We start from the raw sequence: 13,648 nt of genomic DNA, 5'->3' as shown, positions 1-13,648 counted from the left end.
CTTTTAATCATGAAAATAAAAAAGAGAGCTTAATCGCTCTCTTCCATATCTTTTAATAAACTTAAACTTATAACATCTGCTCGTAAAAATGCCATCTCAAAACTTGCTGTAGCCAAAGCTAAAACACGTCGTTCAAACTCCTGCCAGACAGATTTAACTTGCTTCTCTTGAATACCCAAACCACTTTCATCGGCAAAATTTTTATTTTTTTCACAAATCTTTAAAGCATGATAAAGCTTACGACCTTTAGATGCATCTTCACGTAAACGCACGCGCTTAGACAATACAAATTTTTCAGCTTGCTCTACATTTGCCAAAGGCAACATGGGTACTAAAATCTGATCAAGTTGAGCATCTAAGCGATGCCAAACTGAACTTTGTTGCTCTAATGAGTACGTATTCCATTTAATTACTTCATGGTTAAAGCGACGACAACCACGACATACCGAATCCCCAAATACCGTAGAGCAACGCCCCGCACAAGGTGTTAATGATGCGATTCGACGATCAGTACTCAAAATTTACTCCAATACAAATACACTAATGTTTGAATGATTTTAATTATGCATCATACCTGTTGAATGCAGATTTAAAAACCATAAATACGAATGGGTTTTCTCGCCAATTCCAACTTTTCAGGTTAGAATATGCGCCTTATTTTTTATCCTACATATTTTGGAGTATTCCATGAACGCTACTGTAGAACAGCTTGCACCTGTAGAACAGCAAGCGACCACTGATTGGGTTGTTGCAGCACTTTACCAATTTAAAGAAGTTCAAGATCCTGCCGATCTTCAACAACGTTTATTAGATTTGGTAAAAACAATCAATCTTTGCGGTACTCTAATTGTTGCAGGTGAAGGCATTAACGGTACTGTTGCTGGTGACCGTCAAGCAGTTGATACAATTCATCAATTCCTTCTAAATGAAGGATTTGTGACAATGGAATATAAAGAGTCTATCAGCTCTGAAAAACCATTCCGCAAAATGAAAATCAAACTAAAAAAAGAAATTGTAACTTTAGGCGTTGAAGTTAAACCACGTGATTTAGTAGGCCATTACTTAGATCCTAAAGAATGGAATGAACTCATTGCCCGCGATGATGTAATTCTTATTGATACACGTAATGACTACGAATATAAAGCAGGTACATTTAAGGGTGCAATTGACCCAAAAACTGAAACTTTCCGTGAGTTTCCTGAATATGTTAAGCAAAACCTAGAACAGCATAAAGATAAAAAAATTGCGATGTTCTGTACTGGTGGTATTCGTTGTGAAAAATCAACTTCACTACTTTTACAAGAAGGCTTTAATGAGGTTTATCACCTTAAAGGTGGCGTTCTCAAATACCTAGAAGAAACACCTGCTGAGGAAAGCATGTGGGAAGGTGAATGCTTCGTATTTGATGGTCGTACTGCCGTAACTCACGGTATGGAAGAAGGTGCAAATATTAAGTGCCACGCTTGCGGATGGCCTTTACTTCCTAAAGAAGTTGAACTTCCTAGCTATGAACATGGTGTTTCTTGTGTTTATTGTATTGATAAAACTACTGAAAAACAAAAAGATGGTTTCCGTATGCGCCAATCGCAAATTTTGGCAGCAAAACGTAAGCGTCTTTAATTAAATATAAAAAGGGTCAAAATTTTGACCCTTTTTTCATTAACACAATTTTAAAATCGCATAAAAAAGACTACACCAAACATAAACCACATCAACTTTCCAACACTCAATCAATAAAATCAATAACTTAACTAAAAATAACAAATTGTGCTTCTTAACAACAAAGGTGTGATTAAAATCACACAAAAATATACCATTTCGCCTGTTCTAGTTTGCTAATTTAATTTTGAACCACATTCAATCGCTTAAATATCTAATAAGAATAGGTGCTCGAAATGTCAAATTCAATTAAAAATTCATCTCATCCTATCGCACACTCAAATTATGAACTTTCAAATTTAGACGTTGAATTAAAAAATATTCTTGAACAAAAATCACATCTATTTATTGTTTTTCTAGGTGCGTTAATTGGTGGAATATTATCTTTATTTATCTCCTATCAGCTTAATACAACCACTCTATTTTTTGTATTTTTGAGTATTTTCCCCATTTGTTTTGCTTACATTTTACGAAAAGTTTATATCAACACAATTCTCAAAATTGATTAAAATATTAGGAATTAAATCAATTCTCAATATTTATAAAACATGATGACTTTAAATGAATGGGTACTTTCTATTATGGAACAACTTGGCTATTTAGGAATAGCCATTCTTATGTTCCTCGATAATATCTTCCCCCCGATTCCCTCTGAAATCATTATGCCTTCAGCCGGTTATGCAGCCTCACAACATCAGCTTATGCTCTTAGGTGTAATTATTTCCGGCTGTATAGGTTCTTTACTTGCAGCTGCACTGCTTTATTGGATTGGCTATAAATTCAAGCATGAAACAATATTCAATTTTGTAGATCGCTACGGAAAGTTTTTATTTATTAAATCTCAAGATGTAAAAAAATCACTGATTTGGTTTGAAAAATACGGACATAGAATTGTATTTTTTGGTCGAATGATTCCCGCTGTTCGATCACTCATTAGTATACCAGCAGGAATGAGTAGAATGCCCTTCTGGAAGTTTATGTTTTATAGCAGTCTAGGAACTATTATTTGGACAACATTTCTCGCTTATGTCGGCTTCTATTTTGGCGCAAATAAAGCACTCATGCATCAAATATTTAGCCAAGTTGGATATCTTATTATTGGCATCGTCCTCATTATTTTTCTGTGGATATGGTATCGTCGTAATAAGCGTAAATCGCATGTTGTATAAAATTTAGAACTTTTAAAACACTGTTTGGGGAACTTATGGCACATTATTTAAAGTACTTTGCTGCTGTTTATAGCATTGCTCTAGTACTTGTCACCACTATCCTTATTTTTATGCTTAATCTTGGTGGAATTACTCTCCTTCCTGCATTAGTTGCATCCGCATTCATTAGTGCAAGGCATTTTGTAAAAAAAGAAATACGCCTTCCTTTACCTGAAGAAAAAGTTCAACTCGTTTGGGGTTCAAGTGCAGTTGGCTTAATTATTGGTAGTTTCTTTGTTTTCTTTTTAATCTTAATGAACCCAAATGCAGAAGAAATTTTAAAATCGGCAGATCATTCAGGTTTAGCGCTAGCAGCTGTTGTTATGTTGTGTCTAGTTGCTCTACATGGTGCAATTTTTCATATTGCATATGGTTGGTATGCACAATACACTTATCGAAATTTAAAATAATACATATCATAAAAAAGCACCTTTACAGGTGCTTTTTTAAATCTAACAATACACTCAAAAATAAATGTATCACTATTATTACAATGAAAAATGCAACATTAAGCTGGTGTGTGATACATCAAATACAATTCATTTAAATTGTCAGGAATTTCTTCTGCAATTTCATCCATTAACTGACCATTGCGACGGAAAGATTCCATTTGTGGATCTTCTTCATCTACACCACTAAAAACCATCATCGGCAATGTTAAATCGATTAACTGCTCTTCAAATTCAGGAGTAAACCATGCATCTTCATTCAAGAACATTGCATCAACAAAACCTACGCTCCAATCACCAAGGCTCGATTCAACGTCTGCTTCTTCAATTTCAAAAGGAAATTCAATCCCTTCTTCATTTGCCAAATTTTGACGAAGTGATTCCAACCAAGCTTTTACTTGCGCAATAATTTCTGCAGGTACTTTCTTTTGATTGTTATCAAAAAGCTCATCTAGCCATTTGCTAAATTGAGGACCAACGGCAACAGCACACAAAAAACCATGAGTTGCTGCGAAATCTAGACCATGTTCGTTTTGGTCACCATCTAGATATTCACTCAACAGGTCTAAATCTAAAGCACTCATTTCAAATCCAAACTTAGATATTCAAGATGTATAGCATAGCATTTAACTTTTGCTTTACTGTAGATTTTAGTCATCTAAATCGTCATCGTCGTCGAAGTCGTAATCAAAATCTTTTAATTCTCGCTCTAAGCGACGTTGTGCAAGTAGTTCATCAATTAAACGACGTTTCTCTAATGACTCTTTTGCACTAATTTTACTTGATGATTCATCAAAATTAACATCATCATCATTACTGTAGCTATCATCTAGTTCAAAATCTGTAGAAGACACTAAAACTACCTCTGAATGAAAAAAGTGAATGGGTCTAGGCGCTATTTATCGTCCTTTCGAAATCTTGTCAAGTTTTATTTATATTTTCCTCTCTTATTCACGAGTTTATACTTGTAATAATTTCGTAAATTCGTGTATTTATTAGCGAGTTAGTTTGCTATTATTGATATGGTAAAATTACAAAAATATTTTTAGCTTAAAAGGAGCAAAGACTTGAAAAATTTCAGTCTAGCCCCATATTTATATACAACTGGTAATTCAAACACTTTCACAAAATTTAGTTTGACCGATCAATTCGAAAGCTATTTAAAGCAAATTGTGCTATTATGCACGGTTTTTCCACGCCACAGATTCAACGAAGAGTAAGCAAAGATGAGCGATATGACTTCCCCTACTTCGCAAGTAGCGGCTCTGATTAGCCGAGGCAAAGAGCAAGGTTACTTAACTTATGCTGAGGTTAACGATCATCTACCCGACTCAATTACAGAGAGCGAGCAGATTGAAGACATTATTCAAATGCTTCAAGACGTTGGTATTCCTGTACATGAGCGCGCGCCTGAATCTGATGATACGATGTTTGAAGGCAACAGCGAAGCTACCGATGAAGTTGCTGAAGAAGAAGCTGCTGCAGTACTTGCCTCTGTAGAAAATGAGCCAGGTCGTACAACTGACCCTGTTCGCATGTATATGCGCGAAATGGGTACTGTTGAACTTTTAACACGTGAAGGCGAAATTAGTATTGCTAAACGTATTGAAGAAGGTATTCGAGATGTCCTTCATTCAATCGCTTACTGGCCAAACGCTGTTGAAGTTGTACTTCAAGAATACAAAGATTACGAAACAGGCGAACGTCGTCTTGCCGATATTCTTTCAGGTTATTTAGACCCTGAAAGTGACGAAGAAATTCCTGAAGTTCTAGAAGAAGAAGCTGACCTTGAAAAAGAAGAGGAAACAACCTCTAAATCTTCTAAAGCTGCAAAACTTGATGATGAAGACGAAGACGAAGAATCTGAAAGTGATGATGAGTCTGAAGGCGAATCTGGTCCAGATCCTGAAATTGCAAAAGCACGTTTTACTGAATTAGAAACCGTTTGGAAAAACACACGTACTGTTTTTGAAAAACATGGTCGCAACAGTAAAGAAGGTGCTGAAGCACTTGAATCACTTGCAAGTGTATTCATGATGTTTAAATTCACACCTCGTTTATTTGACATTATTTCAGAAATGATTCGTGGTACTCACGAAAGCATTCGTACTTCAGAACGTGAAACAATGCGTTATGCAGTTCGTCGTGGTCGTATGGATCGTACTCAATTCCGTACATCATTCCCAGGTCAAGAGTCGAACCCTGCTTGGTTAGATGAGCAAATCGCAAAAACACCTGCTGAATTGCGCCCTTACTTAGAAAAAGTTCGTCCTGATGTATTAGCTTTCCAACAAAAGATTGCTGATATTGAAAAAGACTTAAATTTAAGCGTTAAAGAAATTAAAGAAATTTCTAAACGCATGGCTGTAGGTGAAGCGAAAGCTCGTCGCGCTAAGAAAGAAATGGTTGAAGCTAACTTACGTTTGGTAATTTCGATTGCGAAAAAATATACCAACCGTGGTTTACAGTTCCTCGACTTAATTCAAGAAGGTAACATCGGCTTGATGAAAGCTGTAGACAAGTTTGAATACCGTCGTGGTTATAAGTTCTCAACTTATGCAACTTGGTGGATTCGTCAAGCAATTACACGTTCTATTGCCGACCAAGCGCGTACTATTCGTATTCCAGTACACATGATCGAAACAATCAACAAGATCAACCGTGTATCTCGTCAACTCCTTCAAGAAATGGGGCGTGAACCTACTCCTGAAGAATTAGGCGAACGTCTGGAAATGGATGAAGTTAAGGTTCGTAAAGTACTGAAAATTGCGAAAGAACCTATTTCAATGGAAACACCAATTGGTGATGATGAAGATTCGCATCTTGGTGACTTCATTGAAGATGGTAACATCACATCTCCAATTGATGCCGCAACTTCTGAAGGCTTAAAAGAAGCAACTCGCGAAGTTCTTGAAAACTTAACTGAGCGTGAAGCGAAAGTCTTAAAAATGCGATTTGGTATTGATATGCCAACCGACCATACTTTGGAAGAAGTAGGTAAACAGTTTGATGTAACACGTGAACGTATTCGTCAGATTGAAGCAAAAGCTTTACGTAAATTACGTCACCCTTCTCGTTCTGAGCACCTTCGCTCATTCTTAGAAAATGACTAATTTATAATTACATCATGGAGACTTGAAAAGTTATATTTTCATCTCCATTATGTAGTGAAGAGAAACACAACGCCTGCACTCTTGCAGGCGTTTGATATTAAGGGGGACTACAATGTTAGACCGCACACCATCTCGCGAATTACAAGAGCATCTTTGGGTTTTTCCAATGGACTACCCTATCAAACTCATTGGTTTGGCAGGTGATGATTTACGTACTGCTGTTCTCGAAATTTTGGTTAAGCACTTCCCTGATTTCGATGCAAATAGTCTTAATACACAACCATCACGCACAGGTAAATACCACTCAATCACAGCACAATTACGCTTTGAAGAGTTAGAACAAGTACATCAGCTTTATGCAGATTTAGCTGCTTGTCCACTTATTAGAACTGCACTTTAATAAAAAAACACGCCAAAGAGCGTGTTTTTTTATCTCTAAAAAACAAAGAATATGCCCTCTTGGGACAATGAATTTATTATAATAGAAACGTATTTTGCATACTAAGGACACATTAACATTGAATGCTGTTTCAAAACCCAATCTTGTTATACGTCAGTACAATGACTTAACAGATTATGAAGCTCGCTTTCATGAAATGAAAAGCTTGACTGAAAATCGTGATGAATCAACTCCTGATGAATTATGGATTTTGCAACACCATGATGTTCTTACTCAAGGTCAAGCAGGAAAACCAGAACATATTCTAGTTCCATCCAATATTCCTGTTGTGCAAACAGACCGAGGTGGTCAAGTCACATGGCATGGCCCAGGACAAATGGTTATTTACTTTATGTTCGATTTAAATCGTTTAGGTTGGAATGTAAGAACACTCGTATCTTATGCAGAAAACCTGATGATTGATCTCGCAAAAAAATACAACATTACTGCATACGCTAAACCAGATGCTCCCGGCGTTTATGTTAATGATCAAAAAATTGGTTCTTTAGGATTTAAAATTCGTAAAGGTCGTAGTTATCATGGTTTAGCACTCAATATTGATTGTGATTTAATGGGCTTTCATACCATTAACCCTTGCGGTTATGCGGGCTTAGAAATGGTTCGCATGGTGGACTTAATGCAAGATTACCCAAGCTTTACACAATTAAGTACAGATGTAATTGAAACTTTCCAGAACAGTGGTTACTTTAATGACGTAGAAATCATTCAATATTGATTGAATGGCTTTGCATTTCGCCCAAAAATAAATTAGAGTATTTACTCTAAATAAATAATTATTGTTAAATGGGATGCAGTTGTGATTTCTACAAAATCCGTAAAGCCCGCTTTTCAACAAGCCTATGTCAAACTCATGATGGATGTGATTGGACGTGGCTTAGTTATGGCCAGTCAAGTTGATCAAGAAATAAAACAAGAAGTCGCAAAATTTCCTGCGAACTTTGTGCTTTCAATGAATGTTTTTCCGCATGGCCCTGCTTTTATCGCAAAAGTCACAGATAACCAACAACTTATCTTACTTTCTTCTAGTGAAACCAAACCAGACCTTACGATCACATTTAAGCACTTAAGCCATGCCTATCTTGTTTTTTCATTTCAAGAAAGTACAGCACAAGCTTTTGCCAATGACCGAATGATTGCCGATGGCGATTTATCTTATGCCATTCGTTTAGTTCGTTGTCTAAATAAAATGGAATCTCTTATTTTACCAAAACTTCTTGCTGAACTTGCAGTAAAAGAATATCCAACAAACTTAACTTTAAAAGATAAATTAACAGCCGCAGCCAATATTTACCTCAAAGTTGCTCAATCATATTTTAAACGGAGTGCTTAATCGTGACCAAATCTTATTATGAGTTTTTCTGTCCTGTAAAAGTCATTGCTGGTCATGCAGCACTAGAGCACATCCCTTTTGAGCTTTCTACATTGGGTGCAAAACGCCCAATGATTATTACCGACAAAGGCGTCCGCAGCAATAATTTACTTACACCTATCGAAACTGCTTTTGAGTCTACAGATACACGTATTGGCTATATTTTTGATGATGTACCACCAGACTCAAGCCTTGAAACAGTACGTCAAGCCGCACAATTTTATCGTGACAACAATTGTGATGCGATTATTGCCGTTGGCGGAGGATCTGTAATTGACACATCTAAAGCAACGAATATTTTAGTTTCCGAAGGTGGTGATGATTTACTTAAATATTCTGGTGCTCATAATTTACCAAAACCATTAAAACCATTTTTTGTTATTCCTACAACTTCAGGCACTGGTTCTGAAGTTACTATGGTTGCAGTTGTATCTGATCCTGAAAAAAATGTAAAACTTGCATTTGCTTCATATTACCTCATGCCACACGCTGCCATTTTAGACCCACGCATGACACAAACATTGCCTGCACATTTAACAGCAATGACGGCTATGGATGCAATGACTCATGCTATTGAGGCCTATACATGTATGGCAGCCAATCCAATTTCAGATGCTTATGCAACAGCAGCCATTCAAAAAATTAGTAAAAACTTATTTAATGTTTTAGATAATCCATCAGATGCTGAAGGACGTCTTGAACTTGCACAAGCATCGACTATGGCTGGCATTGCATTTTCAAATTCAATGGTTGGGCTTATACATTCACTTGGTCATGCTTTAGGTGCTGTTGCGCACTTACCACATGGCTTATGCATGAACTTATTCTTACCTTACGTGCTTGAATATAATAAAGACATTAATGGCGATAAAATTGCAGATTTATTATTACCACTTGCTGGTGCTGATATTTATGCACAAACGCCTGCTCACTTACGTGCCGAAAAAACTATTTCGAGTATTCTTGCTATTCGAGACAGACTTTATGCACTCACAAAACTTCCACGCACCTTAAGTGAAACCGCTAAAGTGTCTGAAGCACAATTAGATGAAGTCGCTGAAAAAGCACTCAATGATGGATCAATTATTTACAACCCTAAAGAAGCAAACTTAGAAGAGCTCAAAACTATTCTAAAAAACGCTTGGTAATTTCAAAAAAATAAGACAATATAACGAAAAATTAGCCTGATGATTTTTTAAACATCAGGCTTTTCATTATGTTATCAAATATTTAATATTTTTAAGAATAATTGGCAAAAAAATTGCTAAAAAACTTAAAAAGTTACTAGGAAACTGCATCAATTTAGAGTAAATTGGCGCACTTTTGTTTTAAATGTAGGGGGGATCGTTCGTCTCAAACGATCCTTATAAACATGACTGATCCTTGATCAACGATTAAGAGGATAACGCCGTTGACAAATATCTCTGGGACTCAATCGACAGTTAAGTTGCAAAAGACTTTGGGTCTTTGGCACATCATCATTATTGGTTTGGCATATATCCAACCAATGACGTTGTTTGATACGTTTGGTTTAGTATCTGAAGAAAGTCACTTCCATGTGCCAACTTCATACATTGTTGCACTTATTGCAATTCTATTTACCTCGATTAGTTACGGTCATATGATTCGCCGTTACCCATCGTCAGGTTCGGCATATACCTATGCACAAAAATCAATTCACCCTAATGTTGGTTTTATGGTGGGTTGGTCTTCTTGGTTAGATTATCTACTCTCTCCAATGGTCAACATTATCCTTGCGGTAATTTACCTTGAAGCTTTATTCCCAGACGTTAACCACTGGGTATGGGTAATTGTACTTACAGCATTTATGACAGGGATTAACCTTCGTGGTGCTCGTTTTGTTGCAAACTTTAACAGCTTAATTGTACTAATTCAGCTCATTGTAATCGCTGCATTTGTATATCTTGTATACACTAAATTGCAGGCCGGCTTTAACGCTGATGGTCCTATTACATCAGAAACACGTTATCAGCTATGGAGTCTAGATCCTTTCTGGAATGAGCTTACTGCTGTTGCCCCACTTATTACAGGTGCAACACTACTGTGTTTCTCATTTACAGGCTTTGACTCTTTAAGTTCGCTTGCTGAAGAAACAAAAGACACCGAAAAAACTTTACCAAAAGCAATTTTCTTAACAGCTTTAATTGCAGGTATTATTTTCATTGTCAGCACTTACTTTATGCAGGTGTTCTTCCCGAATGCACCAGGAACATACTTTACAAATATTGCTGAAACCCAACCAGAAATCTTATTATTGGTAGGTGGATCATTATTCCAATCTTATGTTCTTGCATTTGCTATTGTTACTGTAATGGCATCTGGTATTTCAGCGCATGCAGGCGTATCACGCTTAATGTATGTAATGGGTCGTGATGGCGTTATTAACAAAAAAATCTTTGGTCATATTAGCCCTAAAAACTTCACACCGTCATACAACATTATGATTGTTGGTGCAGTTGCTTTAACAGCAGGCTTCATGGATCTAGATATTGTAATTTCAATGATTAGTTTTGGTGCGTTAACAGCATTCACATTCGTGAACTTGTCTGTAATTTCACGTTATGCTTTACGTGATGGTCGTACTAAAAATGCGAAGGATATTATTAGCTTCGTCATTATTCCTCTTCTAGGCTTCATCAGTATTTTCGCGATGTGGCTTGAGATTGAAGAAACTGCATTGAAATACGGTTTATGGTGGGCAATGTTCGGTATTTTATACCTTGGTTATAAAACTAAAGGTTTCAAACACCCTGCTCCACAACATAACGAATTTGAGTAATTTCTTCCGAAATGACTCATTAAAAAAGGCGCTTCATGCGCCTTTTTTTACATTTACAATAACTTTAACGCAAACGACAATTAAAGCCCATCTGCGTATCTACAATATTATTTGGATAACCTAAATGTTCAATAAAGGTATTACGATCACCCACAATAGGCTGATCACTTACTTTTAAACGAGCTCTATTCTCTACTGCAAGTTTATATGTATCATCAACTACACTTTGAAATATTGCACAAACCTCTTGGCGTTTTTGCTTATTTAACTGACGCCCCGAAAAAAAACTTTTTTCAAAATCATTGGGTCCCAATGTGGCTCCCCATGCTTCAATACGTGTATGCAAACTCTGTTTCATATTTGCAATACCTTGCTGTACTTCTTCTTTCGTCAATGGTGTAACCTCAGATTCGTTTGCATTTGCTGACATCGCAAATAAACCTAAAACTACACACAAAGCTATATTTAGTTTTTTTAATTTTTTTATCACGTTAACACCCTCCATTCATGCATGAACTTGCGTCCTTATACACTAAATCTACTTGTTTTTATGAAATTTTAAAAAAGCGTTACATAAATCTTAATTTTTAAATATAAAAAAAGCTATCTTACGATAGCTTCATTTTACTCAATATAATTTAAATTAATGCTTTAAACTCTTGCTGACGCCATGCTTCATATAAAATCACAGCGGTTGCATTAGACAAGTTTAAACTACGTGAATTCGCCGCCATTGGTAAACGAATCCAATGTTTTTCTGGAAACATCATTCGAACATTTTCAGGTAAACCGCGAGTTTCAGGCCCCATCAACAATGCTACAGGACGGTTTAAATTTGACGTATGTGGTGTTTCAAAACCCTTCGTTGTTAAAGGATAAATAGCATCCGCATCAATGCCTTGTGACTTTAAGTTTGCAAGACATTCATCAAAATTTTCCCAAATTTGCATACGAGCATATTCGTGATAATCCAAACCTGCACGTTTTAATTTTTTGTCATCTAGCTCAAAACCCAAAGGCTTAACCAAATGCAATTGTGCACCTGTATTCGCACATAAACGAATGATATTCCCCGTATTACTCGGAATTTCAGGCTCGTATAACACTACATGAATCACAGGCTTTCTCTACTCTTTTCAATGTGGTTTAGCTTTTAGCCTTGCCACTGTAATTGTTCACGCAAGCTCACTACTTCACCAATAATAGTGAGTGTAGGTGCTTGAATTTGATGTTCAGCAACTTTAGATGCAATATCTGCCAAAGTGCCAACCACTACTTTTTGTTCAGGTGTCGTACCTTTAGAAATTAATGCAACTGGCATGTTCGAGCGTTGACCATGTGATATTAGCTTTTCACATATTTTTTCCAATCCAACCAATCCCATATACAACACAAGTGTTTGATTTTCATAAACCAGCTCTTTCCAAGGTAGTTCCGGAGAACCTTCTTTTAAATGACCTGTTAAGAAACGAACACTTTGTGCATAATCACGATGTGTCAGTGGAATACCTGCATACGCAGAACAACCCGATGCTGCAGTAATTCCCGGAACTACTTGAAATGCAACACCAGCATCAAATAATTCTTGAATCTCTTCACCACCACGACCAAAAATAAATGGATCACCACCCTTTAAGCGACAAACACGTTTACCTTCACTCGCATATTTAACCAATAGTGCATTAATACCTTCTTGAGGTACGGCATGATTTGATCGCGCTTTACCCACATAGATTTTATCTGCATCACGGCGACATAAATCCATAATCGGTTGCGACACTAAACGATCGTAAATCACAACATCCGCTTGTTGCATTAAGCGTAAAGCTTTTAAGGTTAACAGTTCAGGATCACCCGGCCCTGCACCGACTAAATACACTTCACCCTTAGGCTTTTTCCATTCAACTAAAGCTTGCTCAATTAAACGATCTGCTTCTGCAATATTGTCATTAAACACATTCTCTTTGAGTGGACTAGCATATAAGTCTTCCCAAAAAATACGGCGTTCATCAGGATTTATAATTTTTGCTTTTACAGCATTACGCCATTTACCTGAAAACTCAGCGAGCTTGCCCATTCCATGTGGAATTGTACTTTCTAATTGAGTTCGAATTTGACGAGACAATACAGGTGATGTTCCATTCGTTGCAATAGAAACGATCAAAGGTGAACGATCTACAATTGCAGGAACCATAAAACGACAATGCGGCGGATCATCCACACTATTTACCAGAATGTTTTCAGCCTCACATGCTTCAAAAACTGCAATATTTACAGCTTTATCATTTGTAGCAGCAATAACAAGTCGGTAATTTTCTAATGGAATATCTAAATTGAATGGCGCTTGAACATAATGACCTTGTGTTTGCTGTAGCAAATCCAATAAAGCATCATCAATTTCAGGTGCAACAACATCAATTACTGCCCCAGCTTTCGCAAGTAAAACAGCTTTGCGGTAAGCAATATGTCCACCACCAACAATCAGACAAGATTGCTCTTGCAACTTTAAAGAGATTGGAAAAATATCCACGAATGACCTCAAATCTTTATCTGACTGTAAAAACAAAAGTGCACATAATTGTGCACTTTT

The 13,648-nt window shown here is 36.6% G+C and carries 16 protein-coding genes; 10 read left to right on the top strand and 6 right to left on the bottom strand.

Annotated elements, in window-relative coordinates:
- Positions 1 to 29: 29 nt before the first annotated feature.
- The gene (locus AC5YDH_RS05610; protein WP_496117482.1) at positions 30 to 518 is read right to left on the bottom strand and encodes a DUF1289 domain-containing protein; all 489 of its coding nucleotides are present in this window, start codon (positions 516 to 518) and stop codon (positions 30 to 32) included.
- Positions 519 to 687: 169 nt separating this feature from the next.
- On the opposite strand from AC5YDH_RS05610, the gene trhO reads away from it, so the two are divergent.
- From trhO to AC5YDH_RS05590, 4 genes are all read left to right on the top strand, one after another.
- Complete coding sequence (trhO, locus tag AC5YDH_RS05605; RefSeq protein ID WP_496117480.1) at positions 688 to 1,620, top strand: oxygen-dependent tRNA uridine(34) hydroxylase TrhO; 933 nt, start codon at positions 688 to 690, stop codon at positions 1,618 to 1,620.
- 275 nt (positions 1,621 to 1,895) lie between these two features.
- A complete protein-coding gene (locus tag AC5YDH_RS05600; RefSeq protein ID WP_496117478.1) occupies positions 1,896 to 2,168 on the top strand; it encodes an FUSC family protein in 273 nt (90 codons plus the stop codon).
- 42 nt (positions 2,169 to 2,210) lie between these two features.
- A complete protein-coding gene (locus AC5YDH_RS05595; RefSeq protein WP_496117613.1) occupies positions 2,211 to 2,828 on the top strand; it encodes a DedA family protein in 618 nt (205 codons plus the stop codon).
- Positions 2,829 to 2,863: 35 nt separating this feature from the next.
- Complete coding sequence (locus AC5YDH_RS05590; protein ID WP_496117476.1) at positions 2,864 to 3,277, top strand: ABZJ_00895 family protein; 414 nt, start codon at positions 2,864 to 2,866, stop codon at positions 3,275 to 3,277.
- Positions 3,278 to 3,375: 98 nt separating this feature from the next.
- Here the strand turns inward: AC5YDH_RS05590 and AC5YDH_RS05585 are convergent, their stop codons facing one another.
- Entirely contained in the window at positions 3,376 to 3,900 is a 525-nt protein-coding gene (locus AC5YDH_RS05585) for a YecA/YgfB family protein (protein ID WP_496117474.1), read from the bottom strand.
- A 66-nt stretch (positions 3,901 to 3,966) separates the two neighbouring features.
- The gene (locus AC5YDH_RS05580; RefSeq protein WP_496117472.1) at positions 3,967 to 4,170 is read right to left on the bottom strand and encodes a PA3496 family putative envelope integrity protein; all 204 of its coding nucleotides are present in this window, start codon (positions 4,168 to 4,170) and stop codon (positions 3,967 to 3,969) included.
- A gap of 372 nt (positions 4,171 to 4,542) precedes the next feature.
- Between AC5YDH_RS05580 and rpoD the strand changes: the two genes are divergently transcribed.
- From rpoD to AC5YDH_RS05550, 6 genes are all read left to right on the top strand, one after another.
- Complete coding sequence (gene rpoD, locus AC5YDH_RS05575; protein ID WP_496117470.1) at positions 4,543 to 6,429, top strand: RNA polymerase sigma factor RpoD; 1,887 nt, start codon at positions 4,543 to 4,545, stop codon at positions 6,427 to 6,429.
- 112 nt (positions 6,430 to 6,541) lie between these two features.
- The gene (locus AC5YDH_RS05570; RefSeq protein WP_496117468.1) at positions 6,542 to 6,829 is read left to right on the top strand and encodes a YbeD family protein; all 288 of its coding nucleotides are present in this window, start codon (positions 6,542 to 6,544) and stop codon (positions 6,827 to 6,829) included.
- Positions 6,830 to 6,947: 118 nt separating this feature from the next.
- Positions 6,948 to 7,604 (top strand): lipoyl(octanoyl) transferase LipB, encoded by a 657-nt coding sequence (gene lipB, locus AC5YDH_RS05565; RefSeq protein ID WP_496117611.1) that lies wholly within the window; start codon positions 6,948 to 6,950, stop codon positions 7,602 to 7,604.
- Positions 7,605 to 7,685: 81 nt separating this feature from the next.
- Positions 7,686 to 8,219: a hypothetical protein gene (locus tag AC5YDH_RS05560; RefSeq protein WP_496117466.1), complete on the top strand. Its 534-nt coding sequence runs from the start codon at positions 7,686 to 7,688 to the stop codon at positions 8,217 to 8,219.
- A gap of 2 nt (positions 8,220 to 8,221) precedes the next feature.
- Positions 8,222 to 9,406, top strand: a complete 1,185-nt coding sequence (locus AC5YDH_RS05555; RefSeq protein ID WP_496117464.1) for an iron-containing alcohol dehydrogenase — start codon at positions 8,222 to 8,224, stop codon at positions 9,404 to 9,406.
- Between the two features lie 263 nt (positions 9,407 to 9,669).
- Positions 9,670 to 11,058, top strand: a complete 1,389-nt coding sequence (locus AC5YDH_RS05550; protein ID WP_496117462.1) for an APC family permease — start codon at positions 9,670 to 9,672, stop codon at positions 11,056 to 11,058.
- 64 nt (positions 11,059 to 11,122) lie between these two features.
- Here the strand turns inward: AC5YDH_RS05550 and AC5YDH_RS05545 are convergent, their stop codons facing one another.
- The 3 genes from AC5YDH_RS05545 to cysG form a co-directional block, all read right to left on the bottom strand.
- Positions 11,123 to 11,488 (bottom strand): hypothetical protein, encoded by a 366-nt coding sequence (locus tag AC5YDH_RS05545; RefSeq protein WP_496117460.1) that lies wholly within the window; start codon positions 11,486 to 11,488, stop codon positions 11,123 to 11,125.
- Positions 11,489 to 11,696: 208 nt separating this feature from the next.
- On the bottom strand, positions 11,697 to 12,176 hold the full coding sequence (locus tag AC5YDH_RS05540) for a tRNA (cytidine(34)-2'-O)-methyltransferase (RefSeq protein ID WP_496117458.1): 480 nt from the start codon (positions 12,174 to 12,176) through the stop codon (positions 11,697 to 11,699).
- Positions 12,177 to 12,211: 35 nt separating this feature from the next.
- On the bottom strand, positions 12,212 to 13,588 hold the full coding sequence (cysG, locus tag AC5YDH_RS05535; RefSeq protein ID WP_496117456.1) for a siroheme synthase CysG: 1,377 nt from the start codon (positions 13,586 to 13,588) through the stop codon (positions 12,212 to 12,214).
- Positions 13,589 to 13,648: the final 60 nt, after the last annotated feature.

This window comes from Acinetobacter sp. FY683 (assembly GCF_059515885.1).
This window is presented reverse-complemented; position numbering and strand designations above follow the sequence as displayed.